The organism is Faecalibacterium longum, from assembly GCF_040094125.1.
Taxonomy (GTDB): domain Bacteria; phylum Bacillota; class Clostridia; order Oscillospirales; family Ruminococcaceae; genus Faecalibacterium; species Faecalibacterium longum.
Genome location: NZ_JBBNIH010000042.1, coordinates 1 through 17,496, shown reverse-complemented (window position 1 = coordinate 17,496; position 17,496 = coordinate 1). Strand labels below are relative to the sequence as shown.

The 17,496-nt window shown below is 59.9% G+C and carries 12 protein-coding genes; 3 read left to right on the top strand and 9 right to left on the bottom strand.

Going from position 1 to position 17,496, the window contains the following annotated elements; translation table 11 throughout:
- Positions 1-83 precede the first annotated feature (83 nt).
- The 4 genes from hisD to AAAU26_RS00620 form a co-directional block, all read right to left on the bottom strand.
- Positions 84-1,358, bottom strand: coding sequence for a histidinol dehydrogenase (gene hisD, locus AAAU26_RS00635; RefSeq protein ID WP_217210877.1), 1,275 nt, complete (start codon positions 1,356-1,358; stop codon positions 84-86).
- Positions 1,355-2,953 (bottom strand): ATP phosphoribosyltransferase, encoded by a 1,599-nt coding sequence (gene hisG, locus AAAU26_RS00630; RefSeq protein ID WP_227619437.1) that lies wholly within the window; start codon positions 2,951-2,953, stop codon positions 1,355-1,357. The genes hisD and hisG overlap by 4 nt, the downstream gene beginning before the upstream one ends.
- 280 nt (positions 2,954-3,233) lie before the next feature.
- Positions 3,234-3,542 carry a thioredoxin gene (gene trxA / locus AAAU26_RS00625; RefSeq protein ID WP_227619436.1) on the bottom strand — a complete coding sequence of 103 codons (309 nt, stop codon included), beginning with the start codon at positions 3,540-3,542 and terminating at the stop codon, positions 3,234-3,236.
- Positions 3,543-3,689: 147 nt separating this feature from the next.
- A complete protein-coding gene (locus AAAU26_RS00620; RefSeq protein ID WP_265104265.1) occupies positions 3,690-5,756 on the bottom strand; it encodes an FAD-binding protein in 2,067 nt (688 codons plus the stop codon).
- A gap of 198 nt (positions 5,757-5,954) precedes the next feature.
- On the opposite strand from AAAU26_RS00620, the gene AAAU26_RS00615 reads away from it, so the two are divergent.
- Positions 5,955-6,845, top strand: a complete 891-nt coding sequence (locus tag AAAU26_RS00615; RefSeq protein ID WP_227619435.1) for a LysR family transcriptional regulator — start codon at positions 5,955-5,957, stop codon at positions 6,843-6,845.
- A 57-nt stretch (positions 6,846-6,902) separates the two neighbouring features.
- On the opposite strand, the gene AAAU26_RS00610 is transcribed toward AAAU26_RS00615, so the two are convergent.
- Together AAAU26_RS00610 and AAAU26_RS00605 are read right to left on the bottom strand one after the other, a co-directional pair.
- The gene (locus AAAU26_RS00610) at positions 6,903-7,850 is read right to left on the bottom strand and encodes a transketolase family protein (RefSeq protein ID WP_217210870.1); all 948 of its coding nucleotides are present in this window, start codon (positions 7,848-7,850) and stop codon (positions 6,903-6,905) included.
- Between the two features lies 1 nt (position 7,851).
- Positions 7,852-8,703, bottom strand: a complete 852-nt coding sequence (locus tag AAAU26_RS00605; RefSeq protein WP_158395802.1) for a transketolase — start codon at positions 8,701-8,703, stop codon at positions 7,852-7,854.
- A 409-nt stretch (positions 8,704-9,112) separates the two neighbouring features.
- Here AAAU26_RS00605 and AAAU26_RS00600 point away from each other — a divergent pair, with 409 nt between their 5' ends.
- The gene (locus AAAU26_RS00600; RefSeq protein WP_227619434.1) at positions 9,113-9,649 is read left to right on the top strand and encodes an ECF transporter S component; all 537 of its coding nucleotides are present in this window, start codon (positions 9,113-9,115) and stop codon (positions 9,647-9,649) included.
- A 457-nt stretch (positions 9,650-10,106) separates the two neighbouring features.
- Positions 10,107-14,168 carry a right-handed parallel beta-helix repeat-containing protein gene (locus AAAU26_RS00595; protein ID WP_227619433.1) on the top strand — a complete coding sequence of 1,354 codons (4,062 nt, stop codon included), beginning with the start codon at positions 10,107-10,109 and terminating at the stop codon, positions 14,166-14,168.
- A 136-nt stretch (positions 14,169-14,304) separates the two neighbouring features.
- Here AAAU26_RS00595 and sstT read toward each other — a convergent pair whose 3' ends face one another.
- From sstT to AAAU26_RS00580, 3 genes are all read right to left on the bottom strand, one after another.
- Positions 14,305-15,552, bottom strand: coding sequence for a serine/threonine transporter SstT (gene sstT, locus AAAU26_RS00590; RefSeq protein WP_431834265.1), 1,248 nt, complete (start codon positions 15,550-15,552; stop codon positions 14,305-14,307).
- A gap of 283 nt (positions 15,553-15,835) precedes the next feature.
- On the bottom strand, positions 15,836-16,936 hold the full coding sequence (locus AAAU26_RS00585; RefSeq protein WP_227619432.1) for a dipeptide epimerase: 1,101 nt from the start codon (positions 16,934-16,936) through the stop codon (positions 15,836-15,838).
- 12 nt (positions 16,937-16,948) lie between these two features.
- Complete coding sequence (locus AAAU26_RS00580; RefSeq protein WP_217210865.1) at positions 16,949-17,458, bottom strand: GNAT family N-acetyltransferase; 510 nt, start codon at positions 17,456-17,458, stop codon at positions 16,949-16,951.
- Positions 17,459-17,496 lie beyond the last annotated feature (38 nt).

Below are 17,496 nucleotides of genomic sequence, written 5' to 3'. Positions count from 1 at the left end.
GCCAGCCTCCGTTTTTATTACAACTTGACCTCTCTGCCAAAGGCTCCCCTATTAGAGGAGCTGGCGCAAAGCGCCTGAGAGGTTTATTCATATCTTATGGTCACACTGCGGGCGTGGGCGTGCAGGCCCTCCCGCTCGGCAAAGTCAGCGATGCGGGGCGCAGCCTTTTCCAGCGCCTCCCGGGTGTAGTAGATGAAGCTGGACTTCTTGACGAAGTCGTCCACGCCCAGAGGGCTGGAGAAACGTGCCGTGCCGCTGGTGGGCAGGGTGTGGTTCGGGCCGGCGAAGTAGTCGCCCAGTGCTTCGGGGACGTTCCGACCGAGGAAGATACTGCCTGCATTTTTGATTTCATTTAGCACGCTGAAGGGGTCGTCCACACAGACTTCCAGATGTTCGGGTGCGATGATGTTGCAGGCTTCGATGGCCTTGCGTAAATCAGAGCAGACGATGATCTTGCCGTTGTCGTCCACGCTGGCGCGGGCGATGGCGGCGCGGGGCAGCTGGGGGATCTGCACTTCCAGCTCTGCCTGCACGGCCTTGGCCAGCTCAGCGCTGTCAGTGACGAGGACGGGGCTTGCCAGCCTGTCGTGCTCGGCCTGACTTAGCAGGTCGGCGGCCACCCAGGCGGGGTCACAGCCGCCGTCGGCCAGAACCAGGATCTCGCTGGGGCCTGCTATCATGTCGATGCCCACCTTGCCAAAGACCTTCCTCTTGGCAGTGGCGACATAGATATTGCCCGGGCCGACGATCTTATCCACCGCCGGGATGCTCTGGGTGCCGTAGGCCAGCGCGGCCACGGCCTGTGCGCCGCCGGTCTTGAAGATCCTGGTCACGCCTGCAGTGGCCGCAGCGGCGAGGATGACCGGATCGATCTTACCGTCCTTACCGGCGGGAGTCGTCATGACGATCTCCGAAACGCCCGCCACCTTGGCCGGGATGACGTCCATCAGGACGGTGGAAGGATACGCCGCCGTGCCGCCCGGGACGTAGACGCCCGCCTTCTCGATGGGGGTGTATTTCTGGCCCAGCACGATGCCGGGCTTGTCGTTCATCACAAAATTTTTATGCACCTGCTGGCGGTGGAAGGCCTCGATGTTGGCAGCGGCCTCCCGCAGCGTTTCGAGGAAATAGCCGTCCATATTCGCAAAGGCTTCTTCAATTTCCTCCTGCGTCACCTGGATGTTATCCAGCTTGGCACCGTCGAACTTGAGGGCGTATTCTTTCAGGGCCTCGTCGCCCCGGGCGCGGACATCGGCAATGATGCCGTCCACCACGTCTTCCACATTCTTCTCCGCGCGGATGTCACGGTTCAGTATCTCTTCGGGCTTCAGTTCATCGAAGTTATACAGCTTTATCATTTTTTCTCCTCCTTTGCGGCAAGGGCGGCACGCAGCTTTTCGAGCATCTCGTCCATTTCGCGGTGCTTGAACTGGTAGCTGGCCTTATTGGCGATGAAGCGGGCCGAGATGGGCATGAACTCCGTCACCACCCGCAAACCGTTTTCCCGCAGGGTCGTACCCGTCTCCACAATATCCACGATGACGTCGGACAGGCCCAGGATGGGGGCCAGCTCAATGGAGCCGTTCAGCTTGATGATGTCGATGTCCCGCCCGATGGATGCATAATAGCTCTTGGCGATGTTGACGAACTTGGTTGCCACCCGCACCGGGCGGCTGGGGTCGTCTTTGTAATCTGCCGGGGCAGCGACGCACATCCGGCACTTTCCGAGGCCGGTGTCCAGCAGCTCGTAGACATCGGCAGACGCTTCCGTCAGGATGTCCTTGCCCACGATGCCCACGTCTGCCGCGCCGTGCTCGACGTAGATCGCAACGTCGCTGGGCTTGACGAGGAAGTACCGGATGCCGGCGGCGGGGTTCTCCACCACCAGTTTGCGGGTGGCGTTGTAGTCTTCGGGGCAGCCGTAGCCGATACCAGCCAGCAGGTCATAGACCTTGTCGCCGAGACGGCCCTTCGGCAGAGCTACGTTCAGCATGGTCTTTTCGGTTTTCTGCTGCTGTACCGGCGGGAGCGGGGCGCTCAGGCGGTCCAGCTCGTCGAGATAGACCGCAAAGCCGATGGCCCCCGCGCCCGGGGTGAACTTCTGCATCAGCAGGTCATACCGCCCGCCCTTGAGCACCGGACGGGGAAGCGACTCCAGATAGCCCTGAAATACAAGGCCGTTGTAATATTCCATCTCACCGGCCAGCGTCATGTCCAGACGGATGCTGCCGCCTGCACCAGCCAGCTCTTCGGTGATGGCTTTCAGCTCGGCAGCGGCGGCTTCCATCCGCTCGTTCCGGCAGGCGGCTTCCACACGGGGAAGCACATCCTCACAGCTGCCGCAGAGGCTCATCAGCCCCGCCAGCGCGTCGGCATCGGCCTCGTCCAGCCCGGCGGCGGATGCCGCCGCTTTCAGCTCGTGGAGGTTTTTCGCTTTCAGCTTTGCCAGTAGGGCGGCGCGGGAAGCTTCCGGCACGTCCAGCGCATCCAGCAGACCGAACAGGTAGCCCATGTGGCTCACTTCCAGCACCCACGGCTGGCCCAGCTGCTCGAGGGACTGTGCCGCCAGCGACACCGCCTGCCGCACCTGTACTTCGCCCACATCGCCCAGCATTTCAAGGCCCATCTGGCCGATCTCCTTGAAGGTGTGGCTCTCCGCCGAGGGGCGGTAGACATTTTCGTGATAGTAGTAGCGCAGTGTCTCGCCCGACGCGGGCTGTGCCGTCTTGGCAATGGAGAGGGTCACGTCGGGTTTCAGTGCCAGCAGCCGCCCGTCCAGATCGGTAAAGGTGATGACCTGCTCCGATGAAAGGAAGCTGCGGTTCTCCTGATACAGCCCGTACTCTTCGAACCGGCCCATGTGATATTTGCGGCAGCCCGCCGCCTCATACAGCGCCCGCAGCGCGAAAGAGGCCTGTTCCTTCGGCTGTAAGCAGGAGATGTCAAATTTCATACCTTTTCCCTCACTTTTCACTGGGCGCTTGCCCGCCTCGCCCCCTGCGCCCCGCCTTTTCCCGGGCGCTTTTGTCTTATGATAAGGTTATTTTACTTTATCTAGATAAAGTTGTAAAGTGTGAAAGTGACTGTGTTTTCATTTTTATGATACGATTTTTCTGTGCGTTTGTACAGAAAGGCGAAATGATTTCACGAAAGCCCGCTTTGAGATGATGCAGGCGCAAAAAAGGAGCCGCCGCACAGCGTTTTCCGTGCAGCGGCTCCTCGCCGTTTTATTCTCAGCCCAGCAGTTCCAGCACGCCGCTCTTGGGACGTGCGCCGACGGCCTGACGAACCAGCTTACCGTTCTCGAACAGCAGCAGGGTGGGGATGCTCATGACGCCGAACTCGGCGGCCAGATCGGGCTGCTCGTCCACATTGACCTTGCCCACCTTGACGTCGGTGCGTTCCTCGGCCACCTCGTCCACGATGGGGCTCAGCATCCGGCAGGGGCCGCACCAGGCGGCCCAGAAATCGAGCAGGACGGGCTGAACGCTCTTCAGCACCTCGGCCTCAAAGTTTTCTTTCGTGATGGTGATGACTGCCATATCGTTTCCCTCCATAAAGAGTGTTTTTTCATCTGACAGGGACAGTATACCCCAAACTCCGGCGTTTTTCCGTGAGCAAGTCACATAAAAAGCCCGGGGCAGACACTTTCTGCTCCGGGCTCTGGAAATTATTTTGCGATTTCAGGCTCAGATGTCCTTCAGGGCGTTCTTGCCGGCGACGTAGCCGTAGTACATAGCCATGGAGTGGCTGACGCCCTTCAGGCCGATGGGGTACTCGGTGGCAAAGCGGTTGCCCTGGATGTTGCCGGCGACGTACAGGCCGGGGATGACATTGCGGTCGGCGTCGAAGGTGTGGCAGTCCTCGTCGCTCTCGAGGCCTCCGATGCAGACCAGCAGCAGAGCAGTGGTGAACTTGTCGGCGTAGAAGGGGCCGTTCTCGACTGCCCACATACGGGAAGCGGGCTTGTGGAAGTCCTCATCGTAACCGGCCTTGGCCAGCTCGTTGTAGCGCTGGATGGAGTCCAGAGCGGTCTGCTGGGCGGCAGTATCGTCCGGGTAGATCTTTGCCACCAGCTCTTCCAGCGTGTCGGCCTTCACAGCGCGGCCATCGGCCACAGCAGCTTCTAGCTGATAGGGGCTCTTGTAGTTACGGTAGGTGGTGTTGTTCTTGGGGCCTTCGTCCTCGCTGGCGTAGTCCTCATAGTAGCAGGCACCGCCGTGGGCTGCGGGCATATAGGGCAGCTGCTCAGGCCAGTTGGAGTCGAAGATCTGCCAGCTCTCGCGGTTCTTCTGCAGCTCGATCTGGTTTTCCAGCTGCTGGCCGGGCAGGTCCTCGTTCATGAAGCGCTTGCCGTTGAGGTCGAGGTTCAGGAAGCCTGCATTGCCCATGACGCCTACGCCGGCGAGGTCGGCGCCGCCGCCCATGTGGTGGATCATCGGGGCGTGGCTCTGCTGCACCTGAGCGCCGGCCCACATACCCAGCTGGATGCCGTCGCCCTGGTTGGTGAAGTTGCCCTCCACATCCACATTGGTGAACAGGCACTGGATGTTGTTCTCAATGACCTCGGGGCAGAAGTGCTTGAGCATCTTGGTGTTCTGGGAGTAGTCGCCAGTGGAGAGGATGACGCCCTTGGAGGCGTTGCACTTGATGTACTCGCCGGTAGCGGCATCGCGGGCATAGAGGCCCACGCAGCGGCCATTCTCCATGATGAGCTTTTCAACGAAGCAGCCGTAGAAGGTCTGGACATTGCCGGTGTCGATGGCTTTCTGCATATTGGCCTCGACGGTGACGTGCTGGTCGGGCTTGAACTCAACGGAAGTGGGGTAGCAGGGGAAGCGCTCCTGCTTCCAGTCGTAGTGCTCGGGCAGCGGGTAGAAGATGGGGATAATGAAATTGTCCGCGCTCTCGTCGGGAATAGCGCTGCGGGTGGTCTCGGCGTAGTACAGGTCGGGGTTTGCCTCCACCCACCAGTCGAAGGTCTCGCCGATGTTGTGGGCCCACTTGCTCATGATGCTGCGCTTGCAGCGGTAGGTGCTCTCCACCATGTGGGAGTCGATGATGTCGTCGATCTGCTCACGGGTCCAGGTGTTGCGGCCCCACTTGGCCTGCACCTTGCCGTTGATGACGGCGTACTCGCCGCTGCGGCACTGGGGGCCGTCGGCCTTCTCGAAAGCAGCCACCAGACCGCCGTCCTCAGCGACGCTGCGGCAAGCGGCAACGCCTGCGATGCCGCAGCCCACGACTGCTACATCCACGTCAACGGTCTTGGCGACCTTGCTCTCGTCGATCTCCGGCTCGGTACCCAGCCAGTCCTCATCGGAGGAAGATGCAGCGGTGTCGCCGCCTGCGGTGTGGACGCCCATTGCCTGCTCGATGCAGCTTGCGGCGGCCTTCTTGACGGCGTTGGTGGTGATGGTAGCGCCGGAGATGTTGTCGATCTCGGTGCTCTGAGCAGCCATCAGGGCGTCCTTCAGGGTGGGGGCTGCCACGCCGCCGATGCTCTCGGTCTCGTTGGAGGCGTCAATGACCACGTCGGTGATGGCGGTCTCGCTGAAGGTCATGGTGACCTTCACCTCACCGATGCCGGTGGCGGTGCCGGTGTAAGTGCCGGGGGTGTAGATGGCCTCGCCGGTAGAGGCGGCAGTGCTGCTGGAAGGGCCTGCGTTGCAGGCGGCCAGTGCGCTGGCGGTGACGCCGCTCATGGCGGCAGCGGCGGCAACCTTCAGGAAGCCTTTACGAGAGATCTTTTTCATCTGGAATGCTCCTTACTCTTTCTTCTTTCGACGTTTTCAGGTAGAAAATCGTTCTTCCGAGAGATAGTATAAAATATAACGAAGTAAAAGGGAATTAAAAAATCTTAAGCATTCTGATAAAAAAACTTTATAAGTGTCCTATTTCCTGCTATACTGAGGCTGTACGGATGTCCTGCCGCCGGAAAGGAGTTTTTTGTCATGAACGAGCACCAGCTTCTCTGCTTTCTCACCGTGAGCCGGACGCTGAATTTCTCCGCCGCCGCGCGGGAACTCTACTGCACCCAGCCCGCCCTGAGCTACCAGATACGCAGCCTCGAAAAGGAGCTGGACGCCGCACTGTTCCGCCGCACGACGACGCAGGTGGCCCTCACCGAGGCAGGCCGCGCCCTGCTGCCCCATGCGGAAGACCTCTACCGCGGCATCCTCAACGCCCGCACGGCGCTGAAAGGCTTCGGCACCCACCACACCCTGACTTTCCGCCTGCCGCCGGTGCTTTTGCAGCGGGACCCCATCTACCCCATCCTGATGGCGAGGCTCCACGCCGCACTGCCGGGCTATGAGTTCAAAGTAGACACCACGCCTGTCCCCTCCAGCTACCACCACATGCTCTGCACCGAGGCAGACGCGGCGCTCTACCTTCCCTTCGGCCCGCTGCCGCCAGAGATACGCTGTGAGACCATCATCGGCAACCGGTTTTACCTCATCGCCGCGCCGGAGCACCCATTCTCCGGCCAAAGCAGCGTCGAGCTTTCTGACCTTGCCGGACAGCAGATATTTTACGAGCCCCTCTATCAGGATATGGTGGATTTCGCCCAGAAGCAGCCGGGGATGCCCTATTCCACACCGGTCTGGCGGATGGTGGAAAACTACGAGTCGGTCTACGCCGAGCTTCTGGCCGGGCGGGGGATGTTCCTCTGCCCGATGATATACCCGGCTTTCCCTGCCGGGTGGCACATCCCGCTGCATCTGTCCATCCCGGACACCCGCCTGCTGACCCTGCGGGATGACCCCCGCCCCGAGATATGCACCCTGCGCAAAGTCTTCGCCGAGGTGTACGCCGAGAGGGAAAAGCTGATAAACGCTCTGTGAGATGCAAAAACGCCGCCGTGCAATGCACAGCGGCGTTCGTTATTTCAGAGAAAGAGCTTACTTGCCCAGCATTTCCTTTGCGGTCTTGCAGATGGTGGCAGCGTCCAGACCATACTCCTTCAGCAGGTCCCATGCGGGGCCGGAGCAGCCGAACTTGTCCTGCACGCCGACGCGGCGGACAGGGGTGGGCAGCTTCTCGCTGAGCAGGGAGCAGACAGCCTCGCCCAGACCGCCGATGACGTTGTGCTCCTCGGCGGTGACGATCTTGCCGCACTCCCTGGCAGCCTTGAGGATGATGTCCTCATCCAGAGGCTTGATGGTATGGATGTTGATGACGCGGGCGTGGATGCCCTCGGCGGCCAGGGTCTCGGCGGCCTTGCGGGCCTCGTTGACCATCAGGCCGGTGGCCACGATGGCAATATCATTGCCCTCGGTGAGCTGCTCGCCCTTGCCGATCTCGAAGTGATAGTTGGCCTCGTCGTGGAACACGGGAACAGCCAGACGGCCAAAGCGAAGGTAGACAGGGCCCTGCATCTCGTAGGCGGCGCGGACAGCAGCGCGTGCTTCCACGTCGTCGGCGGGGCAGATGATGGTCATGCCGGGCAGGCTGCGCATGAGGGCGAAGTCCTCGCAGCACTGGTGAGAAGCGCCGTCCTCACCGACGGAAATACCGCCGTGGGTAGCGCCGATCTTCACGTTCAGGTGGGGGTAGGCCACGGAGTTGCGGATCTGCTCAAAGGCACGGCCCGCAGCGAACATTGCAAAGCTGGACACAAAGGGAACATAGCCCATGGTGGACAGGCCGGCGGCGACGCCCATCATGTTGGCCTCGGCGATGCCGCAGTCAAAGTGGCGGTCCGGGTGAGCCTTGCGAAACATACCGGTCTTGGTAGCGGCAGCGAGGTCGGCGTCCAGGACCACCAGGTCGTCGTGGCCCTCAGCGGCCAGTGCTTTCAGAGTATTGCCGTAGCTCTCGCGGGTAGCGATCATTTTCACATCTGCCATCTTACTTGTCCTCCTGTTCCAGCGCGGCGTAGGCTGCGTTCAGCTCCTGCATGGCCACAGCGTACTCCTCGTCGTTGGGGCCTTTGCCGTGCCAATCCACAGAGTTGGTCATAAAGGAGACGCCAGTACCCTTGACGGTGTCCAGAATGATGCAGGTGGGCTTGTCGTTCTCGGCGTGGAACGCCTTGATGGCAGACTCGATCTGGTCGTAGTCGTGGCCGTTGATGGTCAGGACGTTGAAGTTGAACGCCTTGAGCTTTTCTTCCAGCGGGGCGCTATTCATGACCGTCTCGGTGGTGCCGTCGATCTGGAGGTGGTTGCGGTCCAGCATGACGCAGAGGTTGGAGAGCTTATAGTGGGCGGCAAACATGAAAGCCTCCCAGCACTCGCCCTCTTCCACCTCACCGTCACCGAGGATGGTGTAGACATTGATGGGCTTGCCGCTGTGCTTTGCGCCCAGAGCCATGCCGCAGGCGGCAGACACGCCCTGACCCAGACTGCCGGTGGACATATCCACGCCCGGAGTCTCATTCATGTTGGGGTGGCCCTGCAGGTAGCTGCCGATCTTGCGCAGGGTCTTGAGGTCTTCCACCGGGAAGAACCCGCGCTCGGCCAGCGTGGCGTAAAGTGCCGGAGCTGCATGGCCCTTGGACAGCACGAAGCGGTCGCGGTCCGGTTTTTTCGGCTCCTTGGGGTCGATATTCATATCCACGAAGTAGAGATAAGACAGCACCTCGGCGATGTCCAGACTGCCGCCCGGATGGCCGCACTTGGCGCTGTGAGTTCCCTCGATCACGCCCATGCGGATGTGACAGGCGTGCTTGGCAAGGGTAAGCTTTTCTGCATTTGTCATGATGGTCCTCCCGTATGAACCTCAGAAGTTGCAAGTATACAGCCGCGCAAGGCACAGCTCCCGCCGCCCCATTGCGCTATAATTCAAGTTTATATTATCTATTCTGTGCAAAAAGGTCAAGCTTCTTTCAGCAAAATGTACACAGGCGGTCAAAAACTGCTCCAAACGCCTTCTTTTTTGGTCAATTTGCAGCCTGTCCGGGGGCGGTCTTGACAAATCCTGCGGCACTCTGCTATAATTTTCACGATTTCCGGCAGGAAGCCGGGCCTGCGGGCCGAAGCCCGCCTTACGCTATTTTCAGCCGCCGCATTTTTGAAACAGACGCCATGAAGGGGTCTGCCGTTGGCTTGCAAGCCGACTGGCAGGCCTCTTTTTTGTTTTTCTGCGGCGCAGTCACAGGAGGAAACAGATGAAAACCAAAAACGCTTCTCCGGCCCGCAATGTCGTGCTGGCCGCGCTCTTTCTGGCGCTGGCCTTCGTGCTGCCCATGGTGACGGGCCATCTGCCGCAGGTAGGCAATATGCTCTGCCCGATGCATTTCCCCATCCTGCTCTGCGGCTTCGTGCTGGGCGGGCCGTGGGGTCTGGCTGTGGGCTTCGCGGCCCCGCTGCTCCGCTCGGTGCTCTTCGGGATGCCCCCGATGTTCCCCATCGCCATTTCGATGGCTTTTGAGCTGGCAGCTTACGGTGCCGTGTCCGGCTGGCTCTACCACCGGGTGAAGCACACCCTGCCCATGACCTACGCCACCCTCGCGGCGGCCATGGTGGCCGGCCGCCTCGTCTGGGGCGCGGTCCGCTTCGTGCTGGCGGGCCTGTCCGGCTCGAGCTTCCCGTTCTCGGCCTTCCTGTCCGGCGCGCTCTTCACCGCTGTGCCGGGCATCATCGCACAGCTGGTGCTCATCCCCCTCATCATCACCGCTCTGCAGAAAGCCAAGGTGCTGGAGTAACAGGTTCTCGCTGCCTTTATCGCAAGTCAAGAAATTGGTGCAGCATCCAAACAACATCTTTTCGATATGCAATTCAACGCTGTTGCTGTTGCATTAAAAAGTTGAATTGCTGTCATCAAGCCTCTCAGTCGAGCTTACGCTCGCCAGTTCCCCTGATAGGGGGAGCCTCTGGCAAAAAGAGAAAGTTTTTCTCTCTGTCAAAGCCTCTCCTCCGTAGGAGAGGTGGCATTGCGAAGCCATGACGGAGAGGTTTTTCGTTTGCTTTCTCCCTGACGTATTTCGGCGTTTCTTCCAAAAAAATCCTAAAAAGTTTATTTCAAACGCCGAAATTGCCCGCGATCTTCAATTAAATCTTGTAAAGTTGCAGGAATCATGTAAACTAGAATACAACATTGTGTCGCAACCGCAACGGGGAGATTGCGCTTTCCGGCAGGGCGGCAGGAAAAGGAGAGTTTCTATGAGAAACGCAAAGCAAAGCATCCGGCGCACCGTGGCCGGACTGCTGGCAGGCGCGATGCTTCTGGGCATGACACCGCTGGCCGCGTTTGCGGAGGGGTCTTCCTCCGCATCGGGCGACTGGCAGTTCAAAGCCTTCGGCACCTCCACTGCAGCAGGAGTCAACACCATCGCAGATGGCGCGGACATCAACGGCAAGGTCACCCTCAACTCCTGCACCATCAAAGATGATGGCACCATCGACAAGAAGGGCGGCAAGTTCGTCGCGGACTCCCCGGCAGACGGCCTGTCCTTCTACTACACCACCATCGACCCGACCACCCAGAACTTCTATCTGCAGGCCGATGTCACCATCGATTATGTGAACCCGGCTCCGGACGGTCAGGAGGGATTTGCCCTCATGGTGCGCGACAGCATCAGCGGCTCCGGCAGCTATTTCTCGAATCAAATTTCTGTCGTCGGCACCAAGCTCCCTCTGGACGGTGTTGAGATCAAAGACGCTGTGGGCGTCCGCAGCTACACCGGCATCATCTCCAACGAGACGGCTGCTTCCAACGACGTCAAGTCGAATCGTGCGGCGTTCAGCTCGCAGGCCATCAAGCAGGGCGACACCTACCGTGTGAGCCTTGCCAAGACCAGCAACAGCTACGTCGCCACCCAGTACGCCATCAACGCCGACGGCTCGACCGGCGACGTCGTCGGCTCTTCGACCTTGTACATCTCGGCGAAGGACAGCACCGCTTCCAGCGTCTCCAAGTACGCAGAGCTGGACGACCCCATGACCGTGCAGGAAGCCAACAAAGCTTATCTGGGCTTTGCGGCGGCGCGCGGCATGAACGTGACCTTCTCCAACATCACCTACACCACGAGCACGTGGAACGCTTCCGAGTGGACGCTCCAGCCTACCAGCTATGTTGCCCCCGTTTACCAGATCACCAGCCCTGCCACCTGCACCGGTGACAGCTATGAACTGGTGTTCAAGGCCAACGCCGACGGCAAAGCGACCGTCTCCGCAAACGGTGTGGTCGTGGACAAAAATGTGGACATCAAGGCAGGTGAGCCCTTCTCCAAGAGCTACGCCGTGACCGGCGATACCACCTTTAAGGTCAAGTTCACCCCGGACAAAAACTACGCCATCAGCGCGTACGAAAAGCTGAGCAGCTACGATTCCGCTGCTATCGAGAAGAAGGTTTCGCTCCGTACTCTGGGCGCGAACGGCATCATCGTCGTCACCCCGGACGGCAGCGCAGCTAACAATGGCACCCGTGCGGAAGACGCAGTTGACATTCAGACCGCGCTGAACTACGCCGCAGCAGGCCAGACCATCCAGCTGGAAAGCGGCACCTACCATCTGACCGGTGAGCTGAAAGTCGAGCGCGGCCGCGACGGCACCGCAGAAGCTCCCATAACCATGACGACTGCTGACGGCAAGTACGCAACGCTGGACTTCGGCGGCGTCGGCACTGGTTTCAGTGTCTGGGGCAATTACTGGAACATCAGCAAGATCAACATCACCAACACCGCAGACGGCGCGAAGGGTATGCAGCTGGCTGGCAGCTACTGCGTCCTCGAGCAGATGAATTTCTACAACAACGGCAACACCGGCCTGCAGGTCTCCGGCCTGTCCACTGATAACAAGGCTCTGTGGCCCAGCCACAACACCATCAAGAACTGCACCTCCATGAACAACGCAGACCGCGCGATGGAAGACGCCGACGGCTTTGCCGCCAAACTGACCACCGGCGAGGGCAACGTCTTCGACGGCTGCATCGCTGCTTACAACGCCGATGACGGCTGGGATCTCTTCGCAAAGGCTGCAACCGGTTCCATCGGCGCGGTCACCATCCAGAACTGCGTCGCCTACAAGAACGGTTATCTGATGCTGGCTGCAGAGCCGGTCAAGAAGCAGTCGCTCCAGTTCCCGACCGTCACCTGTGACGACGACGGCAACCTGAGCTTCAGCAATGTTGCTGTCACCATCGCGGCAGGCAACGGCAACGGCTTCAAGATGGGCGGCACCAATCTGCCCGGCAACCACAAGCTCCTCAACTCCATCTCCTACGACAACGCCGCCAAGGGCATCGACTCCAACTCCTGCCCGGACGTCAAGGTCTACAGCTCCACTTCCTACAACAACGAGGGCTATAACGTCGCGCTCTACACCGGCAACAAGTCCGCTGTGACCGACTATGCCGCCGACGGTGTCATCTCCTTCCGCAAGGGTACCGACGGCAAGGAGCAGCTGGCCCTCCAGAGCCAGAGCAGCACCGCTGTCTACGGCCCGAACAACTTCTACTGGGATTCCGAAACCCAGACCAGCCACAACAAATCCACCAACACCGTCACGGTGAAGGAGAGCTGGTTTGAGAGCCTCGACACCTCCGTTGCTCCGACCCGGAACGCAGACGGCAGCATCAATATGCACGGCCTGCTCCTGCTGACCGCTGAGGGTCTGGCCGCCACCGATGCAGGCGCACGCGGTTCCGCATGGGGTCAGCCCGAGGCGGCCAAGGCGACCATCTGGGTCGTCGGCGACTCCACCGTTTCCGCTTTCGACGACAGCTATTATCTGCCGCGTGAAGGCTACGGTGAGGAGATTGCGAACTACTTCAACGCAGATGTCTACAATCTGGCTGTCTCCGGTGCGTCCAGCAAGGACTTTACCGGCATGAGCAGCTACAATACCCTGATGAACGGTTCCGATACCGTTCCGGCTCTGGGCGACGCTTCCGGCGACAAGTTCCTCATCATCGGCTTCGGCCACAATGACGAGAAGACCGAGCCTGCCCGTTACACCAACCCCAACGGCGACTACAAAACCGAAGGCTCCTTTGCCAACAGCCTCTATGTCAACTACATCCAGCCTGCTCTGGAGCGCGGTGTCATCCCGGTCGTCTGCACGCCTATTGCGCGCCTGACGAACGAGAACACCAAGGCCAGCTACGACAGTGCTTCCGGCCACAAGACCCAGACCGTCACCATTGGCGACACCGTCTATGAGGGCGGCTATTACGCACAGGCCATCCGTGATATGTGCAGCGAGCTGCACCTCATCTGCGTGGATCTGACCGATGCCACCATCAACGAGAACATCACGATGGGCAAAAAGGCTCAGTACACCCACAGCTTTACCGGCGCAAAAGAAGGCAAAAAGGGCAATCTGGTTCCCACCGGTCTTGACTTGACCCACACCAACAGCTATGGTGCAAAGCTGAACGCATGGCTCATCGACCAGCTCACCATCGACACGCCGCTGGGCGCGTACAGCAAACACAAGGAAAAGCCCACCTACAAGCAGTTCTACGGCGATGCCGCAAACCCGGATTACGTTCCTTCCAGCTATGTCTCTCCCACCGAGAACAGCACGCTCTGGCCGGCCTTTACCGACGCCAACGGCACCGTCTGGAATGGTTCCGTCTTCGGCAATGTCGGCGGCAATGATAAAATCTCCGGCGGCGATTTCACCGCAACAGTTGACGGCCAAAACATCACCCTCGGCGTCACCAACAACCGCGGTAAGATCGCGTCCACGGTGGACGGCCTGATGATGTACTACGTCAAGCTGCCTGCAGGCACCAACTTCACTCTGACCGCAAAGGCCACCGTCAACTCACTGGCAAAAAACAATCAGGTCTCCTTCGGCCTGATGGCCCGTGATGAGATGTATGTTGATACCAGCATCTCCGACCCCATCGGCGATTATGTCGCCGTCGGCACCCGGAATCAGGGTGCGATCAACTGCTTCGGCCGCAAGAGCGGTGAGTTGTACGACGGCCCGGCTGCGACTGTCAAGTACGGTGCAGGCGACACCGTTGACCTGAAGCTCATCGGCACGGCAGACGGTTTCACTCTGATCTACGGCGACAACGAGACGGCTTCCACAGGCTTCGACTACGCACTGACCGCCATTGATTCCGATTACATCTATGTCGGCTTCTATGTGGCACGCAATGCAAATGTCACCTTCAGCGATATCCAGCTGACGACCAACGGCGTTTTCTCCGCTTCCGGCTCCGGCCTGAAAGCGGTATGGAACAAGGTCAAGGACCTTTTCCCGTTCTAAGCTTCGCCTGATTTTCGGGTTCTTCTTCTGATCCCTTACACACGCAAAAAAGACCAGCGTTGCGGATGCAATGCTGGTCTTTTTTCAGGGCTTTCGCTCTGCGTTATGAACATACACGAAGAAAGAAGGAAGGCAATTACTTCAGGAAGTCCGGCAGGGGCTTGCCCTGCTTGAGCCACTGATGATACTCGGCGGTAGCGGCGAACTCCACGTCGCCGGCGGAGTTCAGCGCAGTCTCCACAGAGTCCTGGATCACGCCGATGATGAAGCCGACACCGACCATCTGCATGGCCACATCGTTGGAGATGCCAAACAGGGAGCAGGCCATGGGGATGAGCAGCAGAGAGCCGCCGGCCACGCCGGAAGCGCCGCAGGCACCCAGAGCGGACATGGCGCTCAGGACGATGGCAGCAGGCAGGGTCACGGGGATGCCCAGCGTGTTGGCCGCAGCCAGCGTCATGATGGTGATGGTGATAGCCGCACCATCCATATTGATGGTAGCGCCCAGAGGGATGGAGACGGAATACATATCCTTATCGAGGCCCAGCTTCTCGCACAGGGCCATGTTGACGGGGATGTTGGCCGCAGAGCTGCGGGTGAAGAAAGCGGTCAGGCCGGACTCCTTCAGGCAGCGGAACACCAGCGGATACGGGTTGCAGCGCAGATAGATGAACATGATAAAGGGCGAAACGATGAACGCCATGAAGAGCATGGTACCCACCAGCAGGGCCAGCAGCTTGCCGTACTGGGTAAAGATGGCCAGACCGTTACCGGCCACGTTGGTGTACACCAGACCCATGATGCCGAAGGGAGCCAGATTGATGATCCAGCGCACCACCTGCGACACAGCGTCGGCAGTGTCGGCGAGGAACTTCTTGGTGGTGTCAGAGCCGATGTTCTTCATGGCAAGGCCGAACATGCAGGCCCAGAACAGGATGCCGATGTAGTTGCCGCTCATCAGAGAGCTGACAGGGTTGGCGACGAAGTTGGTAAGCAGGGTGCTCAGCACCTCGCCCAGACCCTGCGGCACCACGTCCGACTGGGCAGCGTCTGCCAGAACGACCGACACAGGGAACATGAAGCTGGTGATCGAAGCGATAGCAGCCGCAAGGAAGGTGGTGAGCATGTACAGCCAGATGACCGTACCGAAGCGGCGGTCCAGCTTGGAGCTGCCCTGTGCCAGCGCGCTCGCCACGATGACGAACACCAGCACCGGAGCAATGCCCTTCAGTGCGCCGACGAACAGGCTGCCCAGCTCGCCGACCCAGCCTGCACCCGGCACCGCAAGCGCCAGCACCGCGCCGATGACCAGACCGACGACGATGCGAAGGATGAGGCTGATCTCATTGTACTTCTTCGCAATGGCTTTTGCACCATTCATCATATAAAACACTCCTCTGTATTTGTGCGTCCTCGACGCACACTTTTCCTGTCTCTTACCCGAAGACAGTTGTTATTATAGCACACACGGAAGAAAAGTCAAAGGTTTTCAGTGAATTTTTCGGGCTGCTTCGGCAGATTTTTCATTTTCGGCCTTCCTCCGCGCCGCCTTATGTGTGCGTCATAAGAATACACAGTTGAAATATTTTACCGCTCAGGGCAGAAAAATCCCCCGGCAGAGTTTGTCTGCCGGGGGGTAGTCATTCTTATTTATTTTTTCTGATTTTTCAGTCGTCCAGATAGGTCACTTTGCCGGGGACGAAACCCTGGATGCCCATGCCGGGTGCATCCGAGACGGTGATATTCTTCTCGTTGAAGACCGCGCCGCCGAGGATGTGGTCCTCGCTGCAGAGCACCGGGCCGTCCAGGTCCACTTTGGTGATGATCTTCTTGGCGCAGGCCAGCTCCACGGCTGCGTTGACCGAGATCTTGGCTTCCAGCATACAGCCGATCATGCACTCCACGCCGTAGACCTCTGCCGCCGAGGCGATCCGGAGGGCGTTGGTGATGCCGCCGCACTTCATCAGCTTGATGTTCACAAAGTCGGCTGCGCCGGTCTGCATGATGCGCAGGGCGTCCGCCGGGCTGAACACGCTCTCATCGGCCAGCACCGGCACGCTGGCGTGGCGGGTGACGTACTGCATCCCCTCGAGGTCAGCTGCAGGGACAGGCTGCTCGACGAACTCGATGTCCAGGCCCTTCTCCTGCATCTGGTCGAGGATGCGGACAGCCTGCTTTGCATTCCACGCCTGATTGGCGTCGATGCGGAGCTTGACGTCCTTGCCCACGGCCTCGCGGACGGCGGCCAGACGGGCCACGTCCAGCTCCGGGTCGATGCCCACCTTGACCTTCAGGCAGTCATAACCGCGCTGGATGGCGGTGCGGGCGTCCCGGGCCATCTCCTCGGGCGGGTTGACGCTGATGGTGATGTCCGTCACGATATTGCTGCGCGCGCCGCCCAGCATCCGGTAGACCGGGGCGCTGTACTTCTGGCCCAGCAGGTCCCACAGGGCCATATCCACGGCAGCCTTGGCGCTGGTGTTGTGGACGAGGGCCTTCTGCACGGCGGCGGTCAGATCCTCGAACTCGTCGAGGTCGCGGCCCAGGATGGCCGGGGCGATGTGGTCGCGGATGGCGCCGATGATGGCACCGGTGGTGTCGCCGGTGATGACGCCGGTGGGAGGTGCCTCACCGTAGCCCACCGCGCCGGTGTCGGTGTGCAGCTCAACGATGACGTCCTCCACGCTGCTCACGGTGCGCAGCGCTGTCTTGAAGGGGACGCGGAGCGGGGTCGAGATGCGGCCCAGCTTTACCTGTGTGATCTTCATGCCAGTCCCTCCTTATTCTTCCTGCATGTGTACGGTGGCCGACAGCTTCTGGTAGGCGACGCGGGGCGTGCCGTCTTCCACATGGATGATGCCGCAGCGGGCAAAACCGTTCTTCTCGAGAAGATGCTGCATGATCTTGTTGTCGGCGTGGGTGTCGGCCCGCAGGCTCTCGCAGTGCTCGAGGCACCATGCGATGACCTCAGACGCCACACCCCTGCGGTCACCCGTCGAGGCCAGCCGGTGGATGGTACCGTAAGGCACCTCATCGTTGAGCCACTGGCCGTCTTCGATTTTCGCGTAGGTGGGGTCCGGCCCGAGGATGAAGGCAAACACCGCCTCGAGACGGCCGTTCACCGTATAGACGAACAGCCGGTTGGAGTCGATGTCTTCTTCCAGCATCTCCTGCGGCGGATAGCTGTCGCCCCACTGGGTCGGGTTGCCCGAATCCGCCATTGCTTTCCGGGCATGAGCATAGATCTCTAAAATTTGCTCCAAATCAGAGCGCCGTGCTCCACGAAACATTCCGTTTCCACCTTCTCTTTCCGTGCGCCGCGGCGCAC

Excerpts from the sequence above, each read along its gene's own strand:
- hisD (WP_217210877.1), bottom strand. The coding sequence starts at position 1,358 with ATGATAAAGCTGTATAACTTCGATGAACTGAAGCCCGAAGAGATACTG.
- AAAU26_RS00610 (WP_217210870.1), bottom strand. The coding sequence starts at position 7,850 with ATGGCAGATGTGAAAATGATCGCTACCCGCGAGAGCTACGGCAATACT.
- AAAU26_RS00600 (WP_227619434.1), top strand. The coding sequence starts at position 9,113 with ATGAAAACCAAAAACGCTTCTCCGGCCCGCAATGTCGTGCTGGCCGCG.
- AAAU26_RS00615 (WP_227619435.1), top strand. The coding sequence starts at position 5,955 with ATGAACGAGCACCAGCTTCTCTGCTTTCTCACCGTGAGCCGGACGCTG.
- AAAU26_RS00595 (WP_227619433.1), top strand. The coding sequence starts at position 10,107 with ATGAGAAACGCAAAGCAAAGCATCCGGCGCACCGTGGCCGGACTGCTG.
- AAAU26_RS00585 (WP_227619432.1), bottom strand. The coding sequence starts at position 16,936 with ATGAAGATCACACAGGTAAAGCTGGGCCGCATCTCGACCCCGCTCCGC.
- AAAU26_RS00620 (WP_265104265.1), bottom strand. The coding sequence starts at position 5,756 with ATGAAAAAGATCTCTCGTAAAGGCTTCCTGAAGGTTGCCGCCGCTGCC.
- sstT (WP_431834265.1), bottom strand. The coding sequence starts at position 15,552 with ATGATGAATGGTGCAAAAGCCATTGCGAAGAAGTACAATGAGATCAGC.
- AAAU26_RS00605 (WP_158395802.1), bottom strand. The coding sequence starts at position 8,703 with ATGACAAATGCAGAAAAGCTTACCCTTGCCAAGCACGCCTGTCACATC.
- AAAU26_RS00580 (WP_217210865.1), bottom strand. The coding sequence starts at position 17,458 with ATGTTTCGTGGAGCACGGCGCTCTGATTTGGAGCAAATTTTAGAGATC.
- trxA (WP_227619436.1), bottom strand. The coding sequence starts at position 3,542 with ATGGCAGTCATCACCATCACGAAAGAAAACTTTGAGGCCGAGGTGCTG.
- hisG (WP_227619437.1), bottom strand. The coding sequence starts at position 2,953 with ATGAAATTTGACATCTCCTGCTTACAGCCGAAGGAACAGGCCTCTTTC.